Genomic DNA, 23,473 nt, shown 5'->3' with positions numbered 1-23,473 from the left:
GTAGAGGTGAAGAAGAGATGCCGCTGACCCCCGAGGACGTGCGGAACAAGCAGTTCACAACCGTCCGCCTCCGAGAAGGCTACGACGAGGACGAGGTCGATGCCTTTCTCGACGAGGTCGAGGCCGAACTGACCCGCCTGCTCCGCGAGAACGAGGACCTGCGCGCCAAGCTGGCCGCGGCGACCCGTGCGGCGGCGCAGAACCAGCAGCAGGGCATGCGCAAGCCGCCGGAGCCGCAGGACGGCCGCGGTCCGGGTGCTCCCGTGCCCGCTGCCATATCCGGACCCCCGGTCCAGCAGCAGCCCCCGCAGATGGGTCCGCCCCAGCTGCCCGGTGGTGCTCCCCAGCTGCCGGCCGGTCCCAGCCACGGTGGCCCGCAGGGTCCCGGCGGCCCCATGGGCCCCGGTCCGATGCAGGGCGGTCCCATGGGTGGCCCGATGGGCGGCCCCATGGGCGGTCACGGCGGCCCGATGGGTCAGGGCCCCGGCGGCGACAGCGCCGCGCGCGTGCTCTCGCTGGCGCAGCAGACGGCCGACCAGGCGATCGCCGAGGCCCGTTCCGAGGCCAACAAGATCGTCGGAGAGGCGCGTTCGCGTGCCGAGGGCCTCGAGCGGGACGCCCGGGCGAAGGCGGACGCCCTCGAGCGGGACGCCCAGGAGAAGCACCGCGTCGCGATGGGCTCGCTGGAGTCCGCGCGCGCCACGCTGGAGCGCAAGGTCGAGGACCTGCGGGGCTTCGAGCGCGAGTACCGCACGCGTCTGAAGTCGTACCTGGAGAGCCAGCTGCGTCAGCTGGAGACCCAGGCCGACGACTCGCTGGCGCCGCCGCGCACCCCGGCGACCGCGTCGCTGCCGCCGTCCCCGGCGCCTTCCATGGCTCCGGCCGGTGCGAGCGCGCCGTCCTACGGCGGCGGCCAGACGATGGGCGGCCACGGCCCCTCGCCGTCGGGCCCGTCGTACGGCGGTCAGCAGCAGATGTCGCCGGCGATGACCCAGCCGATGGCACCGGTGCGGCCGCAGGCGCCGCAGCCGATGCAGCAGGCGCCGTCGCCGATGCGCGGCTTCCTGATCGACGAGGACGACAACTGACGGGGCGGCGCGCGCAGCGCGCGTAGCCGTCGGCAGGCTGCGGGGCCGGGCCCGGAACGTATCACGCGTTCCGGGCCCGGCCCTTTTGCGTCTACGGCCGCCGGGTTCGGTCCCGGGGGCCGCTGCCCCCGGCCCCGTCGGGCGCTGCCGGGGCCTATGGCCCCGTTCGCGCGTGGTGCGTGGTGCGTGGTGGGGGCGGCCGCTGCGCGGGGCCGTTTCCCCACCCCGCCCCTTCCCGTAACCGGGCTCCGCCCCCGGACCCCGTACCGCGCTTCGCGCGGTGTCCTCAATCACCGGACGGGCTGCATTGCAGCCCCGCTGGGGGCACCTCCCACGGCCGCCAGGCCGTAGGGGGAGTTTGAGGCGCGGGGGCGCGGGGGCGGAGCCCCCGAAGCGCAGCGGGCCGGGCGGCGTGCGGTGGGGCGGGTCAGAGGTAGTTGGCGCGGATGCGCGCGCCGGGTCTGCCGTGAGTCCCATCTCCCGTTGAGCGTCCTGGTGTCCCGGGCGGTGGAGCGGCGCCTGGCGGAGTCGGATCTCGCCGGGCCGCGCGGAGCGCGGTGCGGGGTCCGGGGTGGAGCCCCGAAGCCCGCGCCCGCCAGGGCGCAGGGCCAGGGTCCGGGCGGAGCCCGGTTACGGGAAGGGGCGGGGAGGGGAAAAGCCGACGGCCCGGCCACACACCGTGGCCGGGCCGTCAGCGCGCGCTCCGCGCGCTACGCCTTCCGCAGGCGGAACGTCAGCGACAGGCCCTCGTCCTCGAAGGGCGAGCCGTACGACGCGTCCGCCGCCCCCTCCGCGAAGTCCGTCGCCAGCACCTCGTCCGCGATCAGCGACGCATGGTCCGCCAGCGCCGACGACACCTCCGCGTCCGTCGAGCTCCACCGCAGCGCGATCCGGTCCGCCACGTCCAGGCCGCTGTTCTTGCGCGCCTCCTGGATCAGGCGGATCGCGTCACGTGCCAGGCCCGCCCGGCGCAGCTCCGGCGTGATCTCCAGGTCGAGGGCGACCGTCGCGCCCGAGTCGGACGCCACCGACCAGCCCTCACGCGGGGTCTCCGTGATGATGACCTCCTCCGGCGACAGCGTGATCGTCTCGCCGTTCACCTCCAGCGTGGCCTCGCCCGAGCGCAGCGCCAGGGACAGCGCCGCCGCGTCCGCCGCGGCGACCGCCTTGGCCACGTCCTGCACGCCCTTGCCGAAGCGCTTGCCGAGCGCGCGGAAGTTCGCCTTCGCCGTCGTGTCGACCAGCGAGCCGCCGACCTCCGACAGCGACGCGAGCGAGGAGACGTTCAGCTCCTCGGTGATCTGCGCGTGCAGGTCGGGGGAGAGGGACTCGAAACCGGCCGCCGCCACCAGGGCGCGGGACAGCGGCTGGCGGGTCTTCACGCCGGACTCGGCCCGCGTCGCGCGGCCCAGCTCGACCAGCCGGCGCACCAGCGCCATCTGGGACGACAGCATCGGGTCGATCGCGTCCAGGTCGGCCGCCGGCCACGAGGACAGGTGCACCGACTCGGGGGCGTCCGGCGTCACCGGGACGATCAGGTCCTGCCACACCCGCTCGGTGATGAACGGGGTCAGCGGCGCCATCAGCCTGGTCACGGTCTCGACCACGTCGTGCAGCGTACGCAGCGCGGCCTTGTCGCCCTGCCAGAAGCGGCGGCGCGACCGGCGCACGTACCAGTTCGACAGGTCGTCGACGAACGCGGACAGCAGCTTGCCGGCGCGCTGGGTGTCGTACGCCTCCATGGCCTGCGTGACCTGGTCCACCAGCGCGTGCAGCTCGGACAGCAGCCAGCGGTCCAGGACCGTGCGCTCGGCCGGGGCCGGATCCGTCGCGGACGGCGCCCAGTTGGACGTACGGGCATACAGGGCCTGGAAGGCGACCGTGTTCCAGTACGTGAGGAGGGTCTTGCGCACCACCTCCTGGATCGTGCCGTGGCCGACGCGGCGCGCCGCCCACGGCGAGCCGCCCGCCGCCATGAACCAGCGCACCGCGTCCGCGCCGTGCTGGTCCATCAACGGGATCGGCTGCAGGATGTTGCCCAGGTGCTTGGACATCTTGCGGCCGTCCTCGGCGAGGATGTGGCCGAGGCACACCACGTTCTCGTACGACGACTTGTCGAAGACCAGCGTGCCGACGGCCATCAGCGTGTAGAACCACCCACGCGTCTGGTCGATCGCCTCCGAGATGAACTGCGCCGGGTAGCGCTTCTCGAAGATCTCCTTGTTCTTGTACGGGTAGCCCCACTGCGCGAACGGCATCGAGCCCGAGTCGTACCAGGCGTCGATCACCTCCGGCACGCGCGTCGCCGTCCGGCCGCAGCCGTCCTGCGGGCAGGCGAAGGTCACCTCGTCGATGAACGGGCGGTGCGGATCCAGCGCCGACTGGTCCGCGCGGGTCAGCTCGGACAGCTCCGCGAGCGAGCCGACGCAGGTGAGGTGGTCGTCCTCGCAGCGCCAGATGGGCAGCGGGGTGCCCCAGTAGCGGTTGCGGGACAGGGCCCAGTCGATGTTGTTGTTGAGCCAGTCGCCGTACCGGCCCTGCTTGACGGAGTCCGGGAACCAGTTGGTCGCCTCGTTCTCCGCGAGCAGCCGGTCCTTGATCGCGGTGGTGCGGATGTACCAGGACGGCTGCGCGTAGTAGAGCAGGGCGGTGTGGCAGCGCCAGCAGTGCGGGTAGCTGTGCTCGTACGGGATGTGCCGGAAGAGCAGCCCGCGCGCCTGGAGATCGGCCGTGAGCGCCTCGTCGGCCTTCTTGAAGAAGACGCCGCCGACCAGCGGGACGTCCTCCTCGAAGGTGCCGTCGGGGCGGACCGGGTTGACGACCGGCAGGCCGTAGGAGCGGCAGACCTTGAGGTCGTCCTCACCGAAGGCGGGGGACTGGTGGACCAGACCCGTACCGTCCTCCGTCGTCACATAGTCGGCGTTGACGACGTAGTGCGCCTCGGCCGGGAACTCGACGAGCTGGAAGGGACGGCCGTACGTCCAGCGCTCCATCTCCGCGCCCGTGAACGTCTGCCCCGTGGCCTCCCAGCCCTCGCCGAGCGCCTTCTCGACCAGCGGCTCGGCGACGACCAGCTTCTCCTCGCCGTTCGTCGCGACGACGTACGTGACGGAGGGGTGGGCGGCGACGGCGGTGTTGGACACCAGCGTCCACGGGGTCGTCGTCCACACCAGCAGCGCGGCCTCGCCCGCGAGCGGGCCGGAGGTCAGCGGGAAGCGCACGAAGACGGACGGGTCGACGACCGTCTCGTAGCCCTGCGCCAGCTCGTGGTCCGACAGGCCCGTGCCGCAGCGCGGGCACCAGGGGGCGACGCGGTGGTCCTGGACCAGCAGGCCCTTGCCGAAGATCTCCTTGAGCGACCACCACACGGACTGCACGTAGTCCGGGTCCATCGTGCGGTACGCGTCGTCGAGGTCGACCCAGTAGCCCATACGGGTGGTGAGCTCCGCGAACGCGTCCGTGTGGCGGGTCACCGACTCACGGCACTTGGCGTTGAACTCCGCGATGCCGTACGCCTCGATGTCCTTCTTGCCGGAGAAGCCGAGCTCCTTCTCGACGGCGAGCTCGACGGGCAGACCGTGGCAGTCCCAGCCGGCCTTGCGGGCGACGTGGTAGCCGCGCATGGTGCGGAAACGGGGGAAGACGTCCTTGAAGACGCGGGCCTCGATGTGGTGGGCGCCGGGCATGCCGTTGGCCGTGGGCGGGCCCTCGTAGAACACCCACTCGGGGCGGCCCTCGGACTGCTCCAGGCTCTTCGCGAAGATCTTGCTCTCGCGCCAGAAGTCGAGCACGGCGTGCTCGAGCGCGGGCAGGTCTACCTGAGCGGGCACCTGGCGGTACTGCGGCGGTGTCATCGTCTCCTCCGGCGGACTGTTCGTCGTTCCGTCGGAGGGACGAAAGCCGATGCTCGCGCGGCTTCCGCGGTACCACCCTCCTTGGCGGTGCACGGGACACCGCCCCCTCATTGGGGTCGCGACGCCGGGTCTACTCGCCTGCTGGCTTTCTTCCGGCGGCTCCGGGGTGATGCTTCACGTCGCGCTCGCCCCCGGGCTCTCACCGTCCCCGGGTCGCTCATGGCTGCGTACGCCGCTACTCGTCCCCATCCACGCCTTTCGCTCCGCCCAGTGTACGGGCCCCGGCGAGGGCAGGCCGACCGCTTTTCGCGGCGCCCCGGCGGGGTGGCGCCGTTGACCCGAATGGCCATACGGACGTTTTGGCGGCGTGGTGTGCCGCGGGGGCGGATTACGGGGCGGGGAGCTGGGCACAACGGATGCAGGTCCAGCTCCTCGCAGCCCGGGGCGGGCCGCACCGGCGGCGTGCCCCGTTGCCGCAGGGCTGGTGTCGATTTATCGTCCCAGCACGATTCGCGAGCAAGATCACAAAATGTGAAGGGGCCGCGGTGATGGTGGCGAAGAAGACCGCCGAGAAGACGGTGCCAGTACGTTCCGCCGCCACGTCCCGGACGGCGCGCTCGGGGCGTGCGCCCCGGAAGACCCCCGTGGAACACGTCCCCGAGCCGGCGTCGTCGCGGGCGGGGGCCGTCGTGGATGCCGTGGTGCCGGTGGCCGGGTCGGCCGACCGGACGGCGCGACGTGTCCGGGCCGCGCCGGAGCCCGGTTCGGCGCGGGCGGCGCCGGAACCGGCGAAGCGCCCACGCGGCAAGTCCACCGGTGGCCGGGGCGCGGCCGAGCCGGCCGAGGGCGCCGGCAAGAAGGCGGCCCGGAAGACCGCGCCTGCCAAGACCACGGCTGGTGGCGAGGCCGCTGTTCCCGCCAAGAAGAAGGCGACGCGGAAGCCCACGGCCGGACGCGCTGCGCAGACCGAGTCGGCAGCGACCGGCCCGGCGGCCAAGAAGGCGGCTGCCGGGAAGACGGCCGACCGGGACGCGGTCGAGTCGGCCGACGCCACTGCTGGCGGCGCGGGAGCACGGCGCAGGGCCGCCGGGGCCGGCGCCGCGAAGAAGGCGACCACCGCGGGTGGCAAGGCCGCTGTGGCTGAGCCGTCCGGCGCCACGGGCGCGCGGCGCAGGGCCGCGGGGGCCGCCGCTGGCGAGAAGGTGACGACGTCCCGCTCGACGACCAAGAAGGCGGCCACCGCGAAGGCCGTCGGTGGCGGCAAGGGGAAGCGTGCGCCGGTTGTGGCCGGTGAGGCCGCCGCCGATCGGGACGCGGTCGAGGCGGCCGATGCCACTGGCGGCGGCACGCCCGCGCGGCGCACGGCCGCCGGGGCCGGCGCCGGGAAGAAGGCGGCCACCGCGAAGGCCGTCGGTGGCGTGGCCGGTGAGGCCGCCGCCGATCGGGACGCGGTCGAGGCGGCCGATGCCACTGGCGGCGGCAAGGCCGCCGGGGCCGCCGCCGGTAAGAAGACGGCCGCCGCGGGGCGGAAGGCCACTGCGAAGGCCGCCGGTGGTGCCAAGGGGCGGGCGCCCGCCGAGGGCGAAGAGCCTGCCGCGTCCGGCGGCGCGGGTGCGCGTCGCAAGGACGCCGAGGCCGGCGCCGGGAAGAAGGCGGCCACCGCGAAGGCCGTCGGTGGCGTGGCCGGTGAGGCCGCCGCCGCGAAGGTCGGCGCCGGTGCGCGGCGCACGGCGGCCGCAGGGGGCGGGGACGTGTCGGGGAAGAAGGCCGCCGCCAAGAGGTCGGTGGCCAGGAAGGCCACGCAGAGAGCCGCACCCGCGGCCGAGGCCGCACAGCAGACAGGAGCCAGGACGGTGGCAGCGAAGAAGACCGCGGGCAGGGTGTCGGGCGGAGCCGGAGGCGCGGTGGCGGTGCCCACCGCCCGGGCGGCGGCCGCGACCCCGCCCGGTGACCTGGCGGTACGGCCCGGCGAGGACCCCTGGACCCCCGAGGAGGTCGACGAGGCGCGGGCGGGGCTCGCGGGCGAGGCCGCCCGCCTCACCGCCGAGATCACCTCGTCCGAGACCGCGCTCGTCGGGCTCATGCGGGACTCCGGCGACGGAGCGGGTGACGACGAGGCGGACACCGGCACGAAGAACATCACGCGCGAACACGAGATGGCGCTCGCCGCCAACGCCCGGGAGATGCTGGAGCAGACCGAGCGCGCGCTGCAGCGGCTGGACGCGGGGACCTACGGTCTCTGCGAGAGCTGCGGCAAGCCGATCGGCAAGGCCCGTATGCAGGCGTTCCCCCGCGCGACCCTGTGCGTCGAGTGCAAGCAGAAGCAGGAGCGGCGGGGCTGACGCCGCACTCATGCGGGTCACCCGTGTGCCGTACCCTCGTCCTCAGTCAGGCACCTAGGTTGAGGGACTCACGTGGCAGAGGCGGAGCGCATCATCGGTACGCCAGATGTTGACGACGAGGCGGCGGCACCTGCCGAGCAGCCCCAGCGCAGGCGCAGGGTCCTCGCGCTGTTCGCCGTGGCCCTCGTGGCCTATCTGCTGGACCTGGTCAGCAAGATCATCGTGGTGGAGAAGCTGGAGCACCACGCGCCGATCGAGATCATCGGCGACCTGCTGAAGTTCGAGGCGGTGCGCAATCCCGGCGCCGCCTTCGGCATGGGCGAGGCCTTCACGATCATCTTCACCTTCATCGCGGCGAGCGTGATCGTCGTGATCGTCCGGCTGGCGCGCAAGCTGTACAGCCTGCCCTGGGCGATCGCGCTCGGCCTGCTGCTCGGCGGCGCGCTGGGCAACCTCACCGACCGGATCTTCCGCTCGCCCGGCGTCTTCGAGGGCGCGGTCGTCGACTTCATCGCGCCCGCGCACTTCGCCGTCTTCAACCTCGCCGACTCCGCGATCGTCTGCGGCGGTGTGCTCATCGTGCTGCTGTCGTTCCGGGGCCTGGACCCCGACGGGACCGTCCACAAGGACTGACAAGGCATACTCGACGGGTGAGTACGCTTCCCGAGATCCGCACCCTGCCCGTACCCGACGGCCTGGAGGGCGAGCGCGTCGACGCCGCCATCTCCCGTATGTTCGGGTTCTCCCGTACGAAGGCGGCCGAGCTCGCCGCTGCCGGGAAGGTGCAGGTCGACGGCTCGGTCGTCGGCAAGTCCGAGCGGGTGCGCGGTGGCGCCTGGCTCGAGGTCGAGATGCCCCAGGCGCCCGCGCCGGTGCAGATCGTGGCCGAGCCCGTCGAGGGCATGGAGATCGTGCACGACGACGACGACATCGTCGTGATCATGAAGCCGGTCGGCGTGGCCGCGCACCCGAGCCCCGGCTGGACCGGGACCACCGTGATCGGCGGGCTCGCCGCGGCCGGCTACCGCATCTCGACCTCGGGCGCCGCCGAGCGCCAGGGCATCGTGCACCGGCTCGACGTCGGCACCTCCGGGCTGATGGTGGTCGCCAAGTCGGAGCGGGCGTACACCGTGCTCAAGCAGCAGTTCCGGGACCGTACGGTCGACAAGCGCTACCACGCGCTCGTGCAGGGCCACCCCGACCCGCTGAGCGGCACCATCGACGCCCCGATCGGCCGGCACCCCACCTTGGACTACAAGTGGGCGGTCACGGCGGACGGCAAGCCGTCGGTGACGCACTACGACCTCATCGAGGCGTTCCGGGCGGCGTCGCTGCTGGACATCAAGCTGGAGACGGGCCGCACGCACCAGATCCGGGTGCACATGGCGGCCCACCGCCACCCCTGCGTCGGGGACCTGACGTACGGCGCCGACCCCACGATGGCCAAGCGCCTCCGGCTGACCCGGCAGTGGCTGCACGCGGTGCGGCTCGGCTTCGAGCACCCGTCGGACGGGCAGTGGGTCGAGTTCGCGAGCAAGTACCCGGACGACCTCCAGCAGGCCCTCGACACGATCGCCGCGGAGAGCGCGTGACCGCGTACACGGTGCGGGTCGCGGTCGGCCCCGAGGACCGCGAGGCGTGCTTCGCCGTCCGCAAGCAGGTCTTCGTCGCCGAGCAGCGGGTGCCCGAGGACATCGAGTACGACGCCCACGACGCCGAGGACGCGGGCACCGTCCACGTCCTCGCGGTCCGCGCGGACGGTGTGCCGCTGGGCACCGGCCGGCTGCTGCACGGTCCGGCCGCCGCCGGCCGGACCGGCGGTGACCTCACGGTCGGCTCGCTCGGACGGCTTGCCGTGACCAGGGACGTGCGCGGGCACGGCGTGGGCGTGGCGCTGGTGCGCGCCATCGAGGACGCGGCGCGGGAGCGGGGTCTTGCCGCGGTCGACCTGCACGCCCAGACCCACGCACTGGGCTTCTACGAGCGGCTCGGCTACGAGGCGTACGGCGCCGAGTTCCAGGACGCCGGGATACCGCACCGGTCCATGCGGCGCGACCTGCGTTCCTGAGCAACGTCCAGCGGGAGACGCCGCGCGCCACGAGGTGCTGTCGGCCCACAACGAACCGGGCGCGGACCCGGAGCGGGTGCCGCGGCACCTGGACGTGCACACCCCGCGGCGAACTCCGCCGCCGCGCCGGGCCGCGGCGGCCTCGTCAGGCCACGGTGACCTGGACGCCGAGCAGCGTGGAGCGGTGCGTCCGGCCCGTCGAAATCACCGTGGTCGCACCGGGCCAGGTGAGCTTGGGCAGGAGGATGTCTTCCAGCTCGCGCGCCCTGCCGGGCTCCGGGGGCTCGTAGAAGAGCGACAACGTGCCGCCGGGGGTCAGCAGGCCGCGCAGCAGGGCCACTTCGCGGTCGGCGGCGGACGTCCAGAAGACGTTGACGTTCACGGCGAAGATCTTGTCGAAACGGTAGCCGGCGGGCGGCAGTTCGTCGAGGGCGAGCTGCCGTACCTCGGCGCGGCCGTCCGTGATGTGCGCGCGGTTGCGCCGGCGGGCCGCGTCGACGGCGTGCGCGGAGCGGTCGATCGCGGTGACGGTGCCGGTGGTCAGACGCTCCGCGACCAGTTCGAGCGCGACGCCGGGGCCGCAGCCGATCTCCAGCACCCGGTCGTCCGGCCGTACGTCGAGCTGTTCGACCGCCCAGGCGAGGCGCTGCGGCACAGAGGTCACGCGCCCAGGGTAGGGACGTCCTCGCCGTGGGGACAGCCGCCGCGCCACGGGCCGCCCGGACGGGGCCGGCGTCAGCCGCGGCCCGTGCGCGGGGCCCTGTCGTCCTGTGCGGGGACGGGGCCGGGCACCGGTGCCGACGGGTGCGCGGGCCACTGGCCCGACGGCGGCAGCGAGGCCGCCGACGTGGCGATGCGCGGCAGCGCGTAGGGGTGCTTCTCGCACAGCCAGGCCACCATCTGCTCGCGGACCGTGCACCGCGCCGTCCAGATGTCGTCGGCGTCCTTCGCCGTCACCACCGCCCGCACCTGGATCGTGCTGGGCGTGGTGTCGGTGACGGCGAGGCTCCAGTCGCGGTGGTCCCAGGCGGGGCAGTCCTCCAGGATCTCCCGCAGCTTCTCCCGCATCAGCGCCACCGGCGCCGAGTGGTCCAGGTGGAAGAAGACGGTGCCCGTCATCCGGGCGCCGCCGCGCGACCAGTTCTCGAACGGCTTGCTGGTGAAGTACGACACGGGCATGGTGATCCGCCGCTCGTCCCAGGTCCGCACGGCCAGGAAGGTGAGGGTCACCTCCTCGACCACGCCCCACTCGCCGTCCACCACCACGGTGTCGCCGATGCGCACCATGTCGCCGAACGCGATCTGGAAGCCGGCGAACAGGTTGCCCAGCGTCGACTGCGCGGCCACGCCCGCGACGATGCCGATGATGCCCGCGGAGGCCAGCATCGAGGTGCCCACCCTCTCCATGCCGGGGAAGGTCAGCAGCATCGCGGCGACCGCCATCACGGCCACCACCGCGGTGACGATGCGCATGATCAGCGTGACCTGCGTGCGCACCCGGCGGACCCGCGCCGGGTCCCTCGTCGAGGACGCGTAGCGCGCGTACGTCGACTCCACCGCGGCCGACACGATCCGGGTCACCAGCCACGCACTGGCCCCGATGAGCACCAGCGACAGGACGTGCCCCATGCCCGCGCTGCGCTCGCGCACGAGCGGCTGGTGGATCTCGCCGTACGACGCACGCAGCAGTCCGCCGAGGAGCACGACCTGCAACGGCAGACGGCAGCGGCGCAGCATGCCCCACAGCGGGGTCTCGGGGTGGCGGTCGTCCACGCGGCACAGCAGCCTGTCGACCGCCCAGCCGACGAGCAGCGTCAGCACCACCGATCCGCCGACGACGGTCAACGGGCGCAGTACGTTCTCCATGTCTCCTGATCTCCGTGGGGCGAAGGCGGCTGGGAGGATGGAGGGATGAACATCATCCTGTTCCATTCGACCTTCGGTGGGCGCGCGGCGGTGCACGCGGCCGCCGACCGGCTGCGTGCCGCCGGGCACGAGGTTCGCGTGCCCGACCTGTTCGACGGGCAAACCGCCGAGACCGTGGAGGAGGCCAGGGAGCTGAAGGAGAGGATCGGCACGGACGAGTTGCTGCGGCGGGCGATCCACGCCGCGGCGCCCCATTCCGACCAGGGGCTGGTCTATGCCGGCTTCTCGCTCGGCGGCGCGATCGCGCAGAACCTCGCGCTGGGCGACGAGAAGGCCCGCGGGCTGCTGTTGCTGCACGGCACCTCCGACATCGCGGAGGGCGCGTCGGCGGACGGCCTGCCCGTCCAGCTGCACGTCGCGGACCCCGACTGCTTCGAGCCCGACGACTGGCTGAACACGTGGTACCTGGGGATGCGGCGGGCGGGCGCGGACGTGGAGGTCCACCGCTACGCGGGCGCGGGCCACCTGTACACGGACCCCGATCTGCCCGACTACGACGAGGAAGCCGCAGAGCGGACCTGGCGGACCGCCCTCGGCTTCCTCGACTCACTCTGACGACCTGACCCGGCGTCGGGCACGGTGCGGCGGAAGGGCCGCACCGTGCCCGGGCGCGAGAGGTGTCAGCCGGCGCGGTACGCCGTCCAGTGGTCCTTCATGCGCTGCACTTGGCCGGAGGTGAACTGGTACATGCACGCGTCGTACGTGTAGTCCATGAAGTTGTGGATCGGGTCCACGCCGGGCTTGCTGGCGCAGGTGTCACGGCCGGTCGGGCACTGGTAGGCGGCGCTCTTCTCGGCCGGGGTGTCGCTCACGTAGTCGCCGTTGCCGTTGCAGCCGCCCTGGAAGGTGTGGTACAGGCCCATCCAGTGGCCGACTTCGTGGGTGGCGGTGTCGCCCTCGTCGTAGTTGGTGGCGGTGCCGCCGGGCAGCGAGGCGTCGAGGACGACCACACCGTCCATCGACGGGTTGGAGTTGTACGAGGACGGGAAGGTCGCCCAGCCGAGCAGGCCGCCGCTGAGGTTGGCGGTGTAGAAGTTGAGCGCGCCGGCGCCGCCCTGGCGGAGGGTGGACTTCATCTCCTTCTCGGCGGTGGAGCCTGAGGCCAGGTTGTACCAGGCCGGGTTGTTCGAGTAGTCGGTGCCGGCCAGCGTGAACTGGAAGCCCGAGTCGACGTTTCCGGTGCCCTGGCCGGCGAAGGCCGAGTTGAGGACCGCCATCTGGCTGCTGATCTGGGCGCTCGTCAGCTTGCCCTTCTCACCGTCGTGGATGACGTGGAAGTAGACCGGGATGTTCACCGCGGCGGCGGTGGTCATGCCGCGGGCACTGGTGCGCGCCGCGTCGAGTCTCTTCTTCAGGTCGGCGTCCATGGCCTTCGCCTTGGCCTCGGTGACCTCGTTGGGCTCATTGACGTGGCCGGCACCGGGGCGCGTCTCGCGAGCGGTGGCGCTCTCGTGCTCGTGCGTGTCCTCGACGCACTTCTCGGCCGAAGTCGCCGCGGTGACGGCCGACTTGGGGGCGGCGACGCTGCCGGGGGCGGAGAGCGGCGCGATGGCCAGGGTTCCGGCCGTGATCGCCGTACCGACTGCGCGGTGGCGCAGACGGGGGGATATACGGGCAAGAGCACGCATGACGTCTCCTCGCGGGGGGTGGTGGTGGGGGCCTTTCCTGGCCACCGCGGGGAGATTACGGGTGCATGTCAGATCTTGATGAGGATCGATCAAGCCCAATCAATCGTGGGGTGATTACGGACATCGGGGAGAAAAGTTTCGGCCATGTCCGGCACATGAGATCTGCGCGTAACGATGGGCATGACGACGACGGGTGGTGTGTCCGCATTCATGGTGCGGACGGCACCACCCGTCGTAGCGGTGTGATCTTCTGTTAACAGAGTGGCGAGTGGCTGAAAACAGCCCCTCGATTGCCTCAGCGCACCGGCTGGTTCACGCGCTCGACCTTCTGCGTTCCGCTCAGCGTGCGGTAGGAGCGCGACCACGCGGACGTTGCGTCAGGGTTCGTCCGGTCGGAGATGGTGAAGTAGTCCATCTGCGTCCGCTCGGCCGTCACGTCCAGGACCCCGTAGCCGTGCGCGTCCATGTCCACCCACTTCACATGGCGGTTGGCCGCCCGGATCGCGGCCTGCGCGACCAGCGAGACCGTTCCCGGCGCCACGTGGAGGATGTCGTCCAGGTTGTCCGAGGTCACCGACGTCACCACGAACTCGGTCGCCGCCGACGCGGACAGCGGGTACGTGGCGGCCTTGACCGGCACGTCGTTGGCCCAGGCCATGTGGATGTCGCCGGTGAGGAAGACGGTGTTCCGTACCCCGTGCCGCGTCAGGTGGGCCAGCAGCTCCTTGCGGTCGTCCGTGTAGCCGTCCCACTGGTCGACGTTGATCGCCAGCCCCTCCTGCGGCAGCCCCAGCAGCTCGGCGAGCGGCCCGAGCAGATGCGCCGGCAGGGAGCCGAAGGCGACCGGCGAGATCATCACCGAGGTGCCGACCAGCTTCCAGGAGGCCTCCGAGGACGCCAGGCCCGCCTTCAGCCAGTCCAGCTGCGCCCGGCCGGTGATCGTGCGGTCCGGGTCGTCGACGTCGCCGTTGCCGATGCCCGACTGCTGCGAGCGGAACGAGCGCAGGTCAAGCAGGTGCAGATCGGCCAGTTTGCCGAACCGCAGCCTGCGGTACACGGTGCCCTCGGTGGACGCGCGCACCGGCATCCACTCGAAGTAGGCCTGCTTGGCCGCCGCCACCCGCGCCGCCCAGGCACCCTCGGCGCCCGGCGTGTGGTTCTCCGCACCGCCCGACCAGGCGTCGTTGGCGAGCTCGTGGTCGTCCCATATCGCGATCAGCGGATGCGCGGCGTGGAGCGCCTGCAAATCGGCGTCCGACTTGTACGTGGCGTGCCGCAGGCGGTAGTCGGCGAGCTCGGTGATCTCGTGTCTCGGCTCGTGCTGCCGGACGACGTACTCCTCGGCCGGGTAGCCGCCCGTGGCGTACTCGTAGATGTAGTCGCCGAGATGCAGGACCGCGTCGAGGTCCGGGCGGGTGGCGAGATGGCGGTACGCGGAGAACCAGCCGGACTCCCAGTTGGCGCAGGAGACCACGCCGAAGCGCACCCCCGCCGCGGCGGCGTCGACCGCCGGAGCCGTACGCGTGCGGCCGACCGGGGAGACGGCGGAACCGGCCGTGAACCGGAACCAGTAGGTGGTCGCCGGGCGCAGACCCCGGACGTCCGCCTTGACGGTGTGGTCCGAGGCGGCCCGGGAGACGGCGCGGCCCCGGGCGACGACCAGCCCGAAGTCCCTGTCCTGTGCGACCTCCCAGACCACCGGTGTGTCCGCGCCCCTGCCGGAGCCGGGCACGGCGTCCGCGCTCGGCGTGACCCGCGTCCACAGCAGGACGCCGTCGGGCAGCGGGTCGCCCGACGCGACGCCGTGGCGGAAGGAGGGGGTCTGGTCCGCCGCGGCGGCGGGGGTCGCTGCGGCCGCGAGTGCGGGAGCGGCGACAGCGGTGGCGGCAGCGGCCTTGACGACCGTGCGGCGACTGGGGGTTGAGGAGATTCGACTGGTCACGGCCGATCAGATTACTGATCGGTACGCCGAACGGGCGGGCAAACACGGAAAGTTCGCCCGCCCGTCCGAAAGCGGTCAACTACGGCCCGCCGCAGGTGTGCTCAGCCCTTGAGGGCCTTGTCGATCGCCGCGGTGTACTGCTCCACCGTCATGGGCGCGTTGTCGCTGCCCTCGGCGGTGATCTTCTTGCCGTCCATCCTCAGCGTCGGCGTGCCGCCCACGCCGCTGTCGTCGAAGGTCTTCGACATCTTCATCGCCCAGGCGTCGAAGGTCCCGTCCTCGACGTTCTTCTTGAACTCGCTGTTGTTCTTCAGGGCGGGCACCGAGCCGGCGACCTCGAGGAGGTAGGAGTCCTTGGCGAACTTGTCGTCGTTCTCCTCCGGGTGGAACTGGGCCGAGTACAGCGCCGACTTGTAGGCGAGGAAGGCGTCGGGGCTCACGTTCAGCGCCGCGCCGAGCGCGCTCAGCGCGTTCTTGGAGCCCTCGCCGTTGGTGGCGTCGTCGATGAAGGTGGCGCCGATGTACCTGATCCTGTACTTGCCGGCGTCGACGTCCTTCTCGATCGTCTCGCCTATCGCCTGCTCGAAGGTCGCACAGACCGGGCAGCGGGAGTCCTCGTACAGCTCCAGCGTCTTCTTCGCGTCCGCCTTGCCGATGACGACGGTCGTGCCGTCCTTGCCCTCGGTGTTCTTCGGGGCGGTGACGTTGGTCTCGTCGGCCGCCGCCTCCCACTGGGAGGGCTTGGTGGCCTGCATGATGCCGTAGCCGGCACCACCGGCGATCGCCAGAACCAGCACGCCCGTGCCGGCGACGATCAGCTGCCGGCGCATCCTGTCCTTCTTGGCCTGGCGCTCGCGCTCCAGGCGCATCCGCTCACGGGCCGCCGCCTTGTTGGCCTGGCTGTTGCGCTTGCTCATGATCATTCACTCCATGGGGACGGGGTAACACAGGGGACTTCCGGCCGGGCGCGCACAGCGCGGTTCACGCGCAGAGCGCGACCGGACGCGGGGGTCCCCTCCGTCCGACGGAGTGCACCAGCAGGCGCGCGCGGGAGGAGCGGGGCTCGCGGTGGCCCCGGCCGCCCGTCGTGCGCGGGGCGCCCTCGGTGCCGCACATCGCGGCGACCGCGAGCAGCAGGGGGCGGAAGGCGAAGGTCCCCACCGAGCGCAGAAGGGCGGCGAGCGCCGCCTCGCCCCGCCGCAGCCAGGCCGCGGCGAGCAGGCCGACCGAGACATGGGCGGCGAGCAGCAGCCAGGGCACGGCGGGGCCGGGCGACTCCAGCACGCCGTCGAGGCCGGCTGCCTCCGCGCCCGGCGCGACGCCCGGCAGCCGGGCGCCGATGGCGCCGCCGCACAGCACGTCGAGGCCGACCGAGCGCAGCGGCCCGGTGACCGGGCCGCCGGCGGCCCCGTAACACGCGTGCTGGCCCGCGGTGAAGACCGTGTCGGCGGCCAGCTCCAGCGGGATCAGCAGCGCGGCGATCCGCCCGAAACCGCGCTCCTCGCCCGACAGCGCGTAGGCGACGGCGAAGACGGCGGCCGCGAGCGCGGCGACGGTGGCCAGCGGGAGCGGGGCCCCCGAGAGCAGCACATGGGAAGCGGCGGACAGCGTCACGACCAGTGCCGTGAAGACCGCCGCCCGCAGCGCCTTGAGCCGCGTCCCCGATATGTCCATCGCCGGTGAGTGTGCCACGCCTTCCTTTGAGAGATCCCTAAAGGGCCCGCAGGCCGGGGATCCTGCCGTTGCGGAACAGGTCCACGAAGATCTGGTGGTCGGCGCGCGCCCGGGCGCCGTACTCGTGCGCGAAGGAGACCAGCAGGTCGATGAAGCCGTCCTCGTCCGCCGCGATCGCCGCGTCGATGGCGCGCTCGGTGGAGAACGGCACCAGCGAGTGCCCGCTCTCGTCGTCCGCCGCCGCGTGCATCGTCGCCGTCGCCCGGCCGAGGTCGGCCACGACGGCGGCGATCTGCACCGGGTCGTCGATGTCCGACCAGTCCAGGTCCACCGCGTACGGGGAGACCTCGGCGACCAGCTGGCCCGAGCCGTCCAGCTCCGTCCAGCCCAGCCACGGGTCGGCGTGGTCCTGGAGCGCGCGCTGCGAGATCACCGTGCGGTGGCCCTCGTGCTGGAAGTAGCCGCGGACGGCGGGGTCGGTGATGTGGCGGGAGACGGCCGGCGTCTGGGCCTGCTTCATGTAGATCACGACATCGTTCTCCAGGGCGTCGCTGTTGCCCTCCAGGAGGATGTTGTACGAGGGGAGGCCCGCCGAGCCGATGCCGATGCCGCGCCGGCCCACCACGTCCTTGACCCGGTAGGAGTCGGGCCGGGTCAGGCTCGACTCCGGCAGCGTCTCCAAGTAGCCGTCGAAGGCGGCGAGCACCTTGTACCGGGTGGCCGCGTCCAGCTCGATCGAGCCGCCGCCCGCGGCGAACCGGCGCTCGAAGTCGCGGATCTCCGTCATCGACTCCAGCAGCGAGAACCGGGTGAGCGAACGCGCCGTGCGCAGCGCCCGGAGCAGGGGGCCGTCGGCGGTGTCGAGGGTGAACGGGGGCAGCTCGTCGTTCTTCGCACCCGTCGCGAGGGCGTGGACGCGCTCGCGGTAGGCGGCGGCACAGATCCGCACCAGGTCGGTGATCTGCACGTCGCTGAGCGCCTTGGTGTAGCCGATCAGGGCGAGCGAGGCGGCCAGGCGCTTGAGGTCCCAGGTGAAGGGGCCGACGTAGGCCTCGTCGAAGTCGTTGACGTTGAAGATCAGGCGGCCGTTGGCGTCCATGTAGGTGCCGAAGTTCTCCGCGTGGAGATCGCCGTGGATCCACACCCGGCTGGTGCGCTCGTCCAGGAAGGGCCCGCTGTCGACGGTGCTCCCGCCGCTCCGCCCGTCGAGCTCGCCCTCCAGGTCGCTGTAGAAAAGGCAGGCCGTGCCCCGGTAGAACGCGAAGGCGGAGGCCGCCATCTTGCGGAACTTGACCTTGAAGGCGGCCGGGTCGGCGGCCAGGAGCTCGCCGAAAGCGGTGTCGAAGACGGCGAGGATCTTTTCGCCGCGCTGTTCGGCGGTGGGCTGCGGGACCGGCATCGCGGAGTGCCTCCTGGTGCATGACAAACGGACTGCTTTTCCGCCCCGTCCAACGCGTGACCGTACGCAGGAGTGCCCGCCGGGTGTCAGTCCCGCGACGTAGACTTCCACGCTGTCCCCCAAAGCGGGGGTCTGGGGGGCAGCCCCTCAGGAAGACCGCAGCCCGGAGGCCCGCCGCCGTGACCAAGCCGCCCTTCACGCACCTCCACGTCCACACCCAGTACTCGCTGCTGGACGGTGCCGCGCGGCTCAAGGACATGTTCGACGCGTGCAACGAGATGGGCATGACCCACATCGCCATGTCCGACCACGGCAACCTCCACGGGGCGTACGACTTCTTCCACTCCGCGAAGAAGGCCGGGGTCACGCCGATCATCGGCATCGAGGCCTATGTCGCTCCCGAGTCCCGGCGGAACAAGCGCAAGATCCTGTGGGGCCAGCCGCACCAGAAGCGGGACGACGTCTCCGGTTCCGGTGGTTACACCCACAAGACCATCTGGGCGGCGAACGCGACGGGCCTGCACAACCTCTTCCGCCTCTCCTCCGACGCGTACGCGGAGGGCTGGCTGCAGAAGTGGCCGCGTATGGACAAGGAGACCATCGCCCAGTGGTCCGAGGGCCTGATCGCCTCCACCGGCTGCCCCTCCGGAGAGCTCCAGACCCGACTGCGCCTCGGCCAGTTCGACGAGGCCCTCAAGTCCGCCTCCGAGTACCAGGACATCTTCGGCAAGGACCGGTACTTCCTGGAGCTGATGGACCACGGCATCGAGATCGAGCGCCGGGTCCGCGACGGTCTGCTGGAGATCGGCAAGAAGCTCGGCATCCCGCCGCTGGTCACCAACGACTCGCACTACACGTACGCCCACGAGGCCGGCGCCCATGACGCGCTGCTGTGCATCCAGACCGGCAAGAACCTCTCCGACCCCGACCGCTTCAAGTTCGACGGCACCGGCTACTACCTGAAGTCGACCGACGAGATGTACGCGATCGACTCCTCGGACGCCTGGCAGGAGGGCTGCCGCAACACCCTCCTGGTGGCCGAGCAGGTCGACACCACCGGCATGTTCGAGAAGCGCGACCTCATGCCGAAGTTCGACATCCCCGAGGGCCACACCGAGGTCACCTGGTTCAAGGAGGAAGTCCAGCGCGGCATGCACCGCCGCTTCCCCGGCGGCATCCCCGAGGACCGCCAGCAGCAGGCGGACTACGAGATGGACGTCATCATCCAGATGGGGTTCCCGGGGTACTTCCTCGTCGTCGCCGACTTCATCATGTGGGCCAAGAACCAGGGCATCGCGGTGGGCCCGGGCCGAGGCTCCGCGGCCGGTTCGATCGTCGCGTACGCCATGGGCATCACCGACCTCGACCCCATCCCGCACGGTCTGATCTTCGAGCGCTTCCTCAACCCCGAGCGCGTCTCCATGCCCGATGTCGACATCGACTTCGACGAGCGCAGGCGCGTCGAGGTGATCAGGTACGTGACCGAGAAGTACGGCGCCGACAAGGTCGCCATGATCGGCACGTACGGCAAGATCAAGGCGAAGAACGCGATCAAGGACTCCGCCCGCGTGCTGGGCTACCCGTACGCGATGGGCGACCGGCTCACCAAGGCCATGCCCGCCGACGTCCTCGGCAAGGGCATCGACCTCAACGGCATCACCGACCCCTCGCACCCCCGCTACAGCGAGGCCGGCGAGATCCGCGGGATGTACGAGAACGAGCCGGACGTGAAGAAGGTCATCGACACCGCCAAGGGCGTCGAGGGCCTGGTCCGGCAGATGGGCGTGCACGCCGCCGGCGTGATCATGTCCAGCGAGACCATTACCGAGCACGTCCCGGTGTGGGTCAGGCACACCGACGGCGTCACCATCACCCAGTGGGACTACCCGAGTTGCGAGTCGCTCGGCCTGCTGAAGATGGACTTCCTCGGCCTGCGCAACCTGACGATCATGGACGACGCCGTCAAGATGGTGAAGTCCAACAAGGGCGTCGACATCGACCTGCTCGCCCTGCCGCTCGACGACCCCAAGACCTTCGAGCTGCTCCAGCGCGGCGACACCCTCGGCGTCTTCCAGTTCGACGGCGGCCCCATGCGGTCCCTGCTGCGGCTGATGAAGCCCGACAACTTCGAAGACATCTCCGCCGTGTCCGCGCTCTACCGCCCGGGCCCGATGGGCATGAACTCGCACACCAACTACGCCCTGCGCAAGAACAAGCAGCAGGAGATCACACCGATCCACCAGGAGCTGGAGGAGCCGCTCCGGGAGGTCCTGGACGTCACCTACGGCCTGATCGTCTACCAGGAGCAGGTCCAGAAGGCCGCCCAGATCATCGCCGGGTACTCGCTCGGCGAGGCCGACATCCTCCGCCGCGTCATGGGCAAGAAGAAGCCCGACGAGCTGGCGAAGAACTTCACCATCTTCCAGGCGGGCGCCCGGAAGAACGGCTACAGCGACGAGGCCATCCAGGCCCTGTGGGACGTGCTGGTCCCCTTCGCCGGATACGCCTTCAACAAGGCCCACTCCGCCGCGTACGGACTCGTCTCCTACTGGACGGCGTTCCTCAAGGCCAACCACCCCGCCGAGTACATGGCGGCGCTGCTCACCTCGGTCAAGGACGACAAGGACAAGTCGGCCGTCTATCTGAACGAGTGCCGGCGCATGGGCATCAAGGTCCTGCCGCCCAACGTCAACGAGTCCATGTCCAACTTCGCCGCCCAGGGCGACGACGTGATCCTCTTCGGCCTCACCGCCGTGCGCAACGTCGGCGCCAACGTGGTGGAGTCGATCATCAAGACCCGCAGGGCGAAGGGGAAGTACAGCTCCTTCCCCGACTTCCTCGACAAGGTCGAGGCCGTCGTCTGCAACAAGCGCACCATCGAGTCGCTCATCAAGGCCGGCGCCTTCGACACCATGGGCCACACCCGCAAGGGCCTGGTCGCCCACCACGAGCCGATGATCGACAACGTGGTGGCGGTCAAGCGCAAGGAGGCCGAGGGGCAGTTCGACCTCTTCGGCGGCATGGGCGAGGAGGAGAGCAGCGAGCCCGGCTTCGGTCTCGACGTGGAGTTCTCCGACGTCGAGTGGGAGAAGTCCTACCTGCTCGCCCAGGAGCGGGAGATGCTCGGTCTCTACGTCTCCGACCACCCGCTGTTCGGCATCGAGCACGTCCTGTCCGACAAGACGGACGCGGCCATCTCCCAGTTGACCGGCGGCGAGCACGCGGACGGTGCCGTCGTCACCATCGGCGGCATCATCTCCGGCCTGCAGCGCAAGATGACCAAGCAGGGCAACGCCTGGGCCATCGCCACCGTCGAGGACCTCGCCGGCTCCATCGAGTGCATGTTCTTCCCGGCGACGTACCAGCTCGTGTCCACGCAGCTCGTCGAGGACACCGTGGTGTTCGTCAAGGGGCGGCTCGACAAGCGGGAGGACGTCCCGCGCCTCGTCGCCATGGAGCTGATGGTCCCCGACCTGTCGTCGGCCGGGACCAACGCGCCGGTCGTCGTGACCATCCCGACCGTCAAGGTCACTCCCCCCATGGTCAGCCGCCTCGGCGAGATCCTCAGCCACCACAAGGGCAACACCGAGGTGCGGATCAAGCTCCAGGGTCCGCGCAAGACCACGGTGCTCCGGCTCGACCGGCACCGGGTCCAGCCCGATCCCGCCCTGTTCGGCGACCTCAAGGTGCTGCTCGGCCCGTCCTGTCTGGCCGGCTGAGCCGTCCGCCGGGACACACGAGACGCAGAAGGGGCGCGCCCGTCGTCACGGGCGCGCCCCTTCTGTTGGCCACAAGCGTCAGTTGTGGCCGAAGCGCTTCTGCCGGCCCTTGTGGGCCACATCGGACGGCGTCACCTGCGTCGCGCGCTGCTCGGCCTGCGCCTCCATGGACGACCTGGTCGCCTCCTGGCGGCCGCGCTCGGCCGGCGAGGACTTCTGACTGCGTTCGCGGTTCTTGTTCTTGGCCATGGTCGGTGCCTCCTGTGGGGTTCTAGGGGCCAGGGCCGCTGTCAGACTCACATAGGGGAATAACCAGCGCACTTTGGATCATTGCGGACCGTAATCGCCTGCCGGAGTACTGGACTCGACGACCCGCCACGCCGATGATCGAGTTCCGGCCGTTAACGCTGCGGCAGTCGGGCAGACTCGAAGGAAACCCGGAACAATCCCCGATCCGGACCTTTCCCGACCTCCGAGTCCCCACGGCCACCGGACGAGCGGTGATCGCGGAAGGACTCCCGGGAACGTCGCCGAAAGAGTCCCCGAAAGAGGGTGGAGCGCGTGGACCGCTGCGTCGTCCTGGTGGACGCCGGATATCTGCTGGGCGCCGCCGCGAGCCTTCTCGCGGGAGAACCGGCGCGGTCGCGGATCACCGTCGATCATTCCGCCCTCATCCAGGGTCTGCGCGACCTCGCCGAGGCCGACACCGAACGCCCATTGCTCCGCATCTACTGGTTCGACGGCGCCCCCGACCGGGTGCCCCAGCCCGAGCACCGCAGGCTGCGCGTCATGCCGCGCGTCACCGTCCGGCTCGGCGCCCTGACCCGCAGCGACGGCCGCTGGGCCCAGAAGGGCGTCGACGCGGCCATGCACGCCGAACTCACCGAACTGGCCAGGAACCGCGCCTGCTCCGACGTGGTGCTCGTCACCGGCGACGGCGACCTCCTGCCCGGCCTGATGTCCGCGAAGGAACACGGCGTCGCCGTCCACCTGTGGGCCGTCCAGGCCGCCGACGGCGACTACAACCAGTCCGAGGACCTCGTCGCCGAGGCCGACGAACGCCGTGTGCTCGACCGGGCCTGGATCACCCGCGCCGTACGGGCCAAGGAGCTGACCGGCATCTGCGCCCCGCCGCCCGCGCCCCGCCCCGAGATCGCCGCCATTCTGTCCGCGCCGCTGCCCGACTCGGCGCTCGCCGCCTCCGCCGACACCACACCCGCGACCACCCCGCGCAACGGCACGCCGACCGCGTCCGCCGCCACCGACACCGCACCGGCCCCCGCCCCGTCCAAGGGCGTGCCCACGCCCAAGGACCTCGCCGGACTGCGGGCCCCCGGCCAGCACCCCGCGCCGCCCACCCCCGCGAACGCCACCCTGCGCTGGTCCTCCGACAAGGGCTGGATCGACCGGTCCGGCCAGGGAGCCCTCGGCGAACCGCCCGAGAGCGCATCCCTGCCCACCCTCGCCCAGCTCACCAGCGCCGAGCAGCGCTGGGCCGACCGCGAGGAGGACATCACCACCGTCGGCGGCGACCCCTTCGAAGTCGGCCAGGTCTTCGCGCGCCGCTGGATGGCACGGCTGCCCGAGACCGGCCATGTGCAGAACCTGTCCAGCATGTACCCGCGCATCCCGCACCGCATCGACGGCGAACTGCTGCGCTACGCGGCCCGTTTCGGACTTCTCGCCCACAAGGACGACCAGATCGACGAGCACGACCGCTATGCCATCCGGGCGGGATTCTGGCGCGAGATCGACGTACGAACGGCCGCCGAGCACGCCCCGACGGGCGAGTAGTCGGGGCCCGACGGCATCCGGGGCGGCCGGACCCCGTAG

The 23,473-nt window shown here is 71.3% G+C and carries 17 protein-coding genes; 8 read left to right on the top strand and 9 right to left on the bottom strand.

Features of this window, described 5'->3' with window-relative positions; translation table 11 throughout:
* The first annotated feature begins 17 nt into the window (after positions 1-17).
* Entirely contained in the window at positions 18-1,088 is a 1,071-nt protein-coding gene (locus ACLB9X_RS01350) for a DivIVA domain-containing protein (protein ID WP_410358303.1), read from the top strand.
* 710 nt (positions 1,089-1,798) lie between these two features.
* On the opposite strand, the gene ileS is transcribed toward ACLB9X_RS01350, so the two are convergent.
* Entirely contained in the window at positions 1,799-4,942 is a 3,144-nt protein-coding gene (ileS, locus tag ACLB9X_RS01345) for an isoleucine--tRNA ligase (protein ID WP_410358302.1), read from the bottom strand.
* A 548-nt stretch (positions 4,943-5,490) separates the two neighbouring features.
* Here ileS and ACLB9X_RS01340 point away from each other — a divergent pair.
* The 4 genes from ACLB9X_RS01340 (at position 5,491) to ACLB9X_RS01325 (ending at position 9,352) form a co-directional block, all read left to right on the top strand.
* Positions 5,491-7,284, top strand: coding sequence for a TraR/DksA C4-type zinc finger protein (locus ACLB9X_RS01340; RefSeq protein ID WP_410358301.1), 1,794 nt, complete (start codon positions 5,491-5,493; stop codon positions 7,282-7,284).
* Positions 7,285-7,356: 72 nt separating this feature from the next.
* Positions 7,357-7,917 carry a signal peptidase II gene (gene lspA, locus ACLB9X_RS01335; protein ID WP_410358300.1) on the top strand — a complete coding sequence of 187 codons (561 nt, stop codon included), beginning with the start codon at positions 7,357-7,359 and terminating at the stop codon, positions 7,915-7,917.
* Between the two features lie 17 nt (positions 7,918-7,934).
* Complete coding sequence (locus ACLB9X_RS01330) at positions 7,935-8,876, top strand: RluA family pseudouridine synthase (RefSeq protein WP_410358299.1); 942 nt, start codon at positions 7,935-7,937, stop codon at positions 8,874-8,876.
* Positions 8,873-9,352 carry a GNAT family N-acetyltransferase gene (locus ACLB9X_RS01325; RefSeq protein WP_410358298.1) on the top strand — a complete coding sequence of 160 codons (480 nt, stop codon included), beginning with the start codon at positions 8,873-8,875 and terminating at the stop codon, positions 9,350-9,352. Before ACLB9X_RS01330 ends, ACLB9X_RS01325 begins: the two co-directional genes overlap by 4 nt.
* 145 nt (positions 9,353-9,497) lie before the next feature.
* Here ACLB9X_RS01325 and ACLB9X_RS01320 read toward each other — a convergent pair whose 3' ends face one another.
* Positions 9,498-10,016, bottom strand: coding sequence for an SAM-dependent methyltransferase (locus ACLB9X_RS01320; RefSeq protein WP_410358297.1), 519 nt, complete (start codon positions 10,014-10,016; stop codon positions 9,498-9,500).
* A 71-nt stretch (positions 10,017-10,087) separates the two neighbouring features.
* Positions 10,088-11,218, bottom strand: a complete 1,131-nt coding sequence (locus ACLB9X_RS01315) for a mechanosensitive ion channel family protein (RefSeq protein WP_410358296.1) — start codon at positions 11,216-11,218, stop codon at positions 10,088-10,090.
* 45 nt (positions 11,219-11,263) lie between these two features.
* On the opposite strand from ACLB9X_RS01315, the gene ACLB9X_RS01310 reads away from it, so the two are divergent.
* Positions 11,264-11,833 carry a dienelactone hydrolase family protein gene (locus ACLB9X_RS01310; RefSeq protein ID WP_410358295.1) on the top strand — a complete coding sequence of 190 codons (570 nt, stop codon included), beginning with the start codon at positions 11,264-11,266 and terminating at the stop codon, positions 11,831-11,833.
* A gap of 65 nt (positions 11,834-11,898) precedes the next feature.
* Here the strand turns inward: ACLB9X_RS01310 and ACLB9X_RS01305 are convergent, their stop codons facing one another.
* From ACLB9X_RS01305 to ACLB9X_RS01285, 5 genes are all read right to left on the bottom strand, one after another.
* Positions 11,899-12,906: a zinc metalloprotease gene (locus ACLB9X_RS01305; protein WP_410358294.1), complete on the bottom strand. Its 1,008-nt coding sequence runs from the start codon at positions 12,904-12,906 to the stop codon at positions 11,899-11,901.
* Positions 12,907-13,201: 295 nt separating this feature from the next.
* Positions 13,202-14,848, bottom strand: coding sequence for an alkaline phosphatase D family protein (locus ACLB9X_RS01300; protein ID WP_410358293.1), 1,647 nt, complete (start codon positions 14,846-14,848; stop codon positions 13,202-13,204).
* A gap of 101 nt (positions 14,849-14,949) precedes the next feature.
* Positions 14,950-15,765, bottom strand: a complete 816-nt coding sequence (locus tag ACLB9X_RS01295; protein WP_410358292.1) for a DsbA family protein — start codon at positions 15,763-15,765, stop codon at positions 14,950-14,952.
* A 64-nt stretch (positions 15,766-15,829) separates the two neighbouring features.
* On the bottom strand, positions 15,830-16,522 hold the full coding sequence (locus ACLB9X_RS01290; RefSeq protein WP_410358602.1) for a hypothetical protein: 693 nt from the start codon (positions 16,520-16,522) through the stop codon (positions 15,830-15,832).
* Between the two features lie 37 nt (positions 16,523-16,559).
* Positions 16,560-17,921: a DUF2252 domain-containing protein gene (locus ACLB9X_RS01285; RefSeq protein WP_410358291.1), complete on the bottom strand. Its 1,362-nt coding sequence runs from the start codon at positions 17,919-17,921 to the stop codon at positions 16,560-16,562.
* Between the two features lie 179 nt (positions 17,922-18,100).
* Here ACLB9X_RS01285 and dnaE point away from each other — a divergent pair, with 179 nt between their 5' ends.
* Entirely contained in the window at positions 18,101-21,640 is a 3,540-nt protein-coding gene (gene dnaE, locus ACLB9X_RS01280; protein WP_410358290.1) for a DNA polymerase III subunit alpha, read from the top strand.
* A gap of 78 nt (positions 21,641-21,718) precedes the next feature.
* Here dnaE and ACLB9X_RS01275 read toward each other — a convergent pair whose 3' ends face one another.
* Positions 21,719-21,889, bottom strand: a complete 171-nt coding sequence (locus tag ACLB9X_RS01275) for a hypothetical protein (RefSeq protein WP_410358289.1) — start codon at positions 21,887-21,889, stop codon at positions 21,719-21,721.
* Between the two features lie 303 nt (positions 21,890-22,192).
* On the opposite strand from ACLB9X_RS01275, the gene ACLB9X_RS01270 reads away from it, so the two are divergent.
* Positions 22,193-23,434: an NYN domain-containing protein gene (locus ACLB9X_RS01270; protein WP_410358288.1), complete on the top strand. Its 1,242-nt coding sequence runs from the start codon at positions 22,193-22,195 to the stop codon at positions 23,432-23,434.
* Positions 23,435-23,473: the final 39 nt, after the last annotated feature.

Source organism: Streptomyces sp. 5K101 (assembly GCF_046506645.1).
In the GTDB taxonomy this organism is placed as follows: Bacteria; Actinomycetota; Actinomycetes; order Streptomycetales; family Streptomycetaceae; genus Streptomyces.
Note: the sequence above shows the minus strand (reverse complement) of the source record. Positions and strands in the feature narration are given on the sequence as shown.

Bases quoted from the DNA above. Each gene is read 5' to 3' on its own strand.
- ACLB9X_RS01350 (WP_410358303.1), top strand. From the start codon at position 18: ATGCCGCTGACCCCCGAGGACGTGCGGAACAAGCAGTTCACAACCGTC.
- ileS (WP_410358302.1), bottom strand. From the start codon at position 4,942: ATGACACCGCCGCAGTACCGCCAGGTGCCCGCTCAGGTAGACCTGCCC.
- ACLB9X_RS01340 (WP_410358301.1), top strand. From the start codon at position 5,491: ATGGTGGCGAAGAAGACCGCCGAGAAGACGGTGCCAGTACGTTCCGCC.
- ACLB9X_RS01315 (WP_410358296.1), bottom strand. From the start codon at position 11,218: ATGGAGAACGTACTGCGCCCGTTGACCGTCGTCGGCGGATCGGTGGTG.
- ACLB9X_RS01310 (WP_410358295.1), top strand. From the start codon at position 11,264: ATGAACATCATCCTGTTCCATTCGACCTTCGGTGGGCGCGCGGCGGTG.
- ACLB9X_RS01305 (WP_410358294.1), bottom strand. From the start codon at position 12,906: ATGCGTGCTCTTGCCCGTATATCCCCCCGTCTGCGCCACCGCGCAGTC.
- ACLB9X_RS01295 (WP_410358292.1), bottom strand. From the start codon at position 15,765: ATGAGCAAGCGCAACAGCCAGGCCAACAAGGCGGCGGCCCGTGAGCGG.
- ACLB9X_RS01290 (WP_410358602.1), bottom strand. From the start codon at position 16,522: ATGGACATATCGGGGACGCGGCTCAAGGCGCTGCGGGCGGCGGTCTTC.
- ACLB9X_RS01285 (WP_410358291.1), bottom strand. From the start codon at position 17,921: ATGCCGGTCCCGCAGCCCACCGCCGAACAGCGCGGCGAAAAGATCCTC.
- ACLB9X_RS01275 (WP_410358289.1), bottom strand. From the start codon at position 21,889: ATGGCCAAGAACAAGAACCGCGAACGCAGTCAGAAGTCCTCGCCGGCC.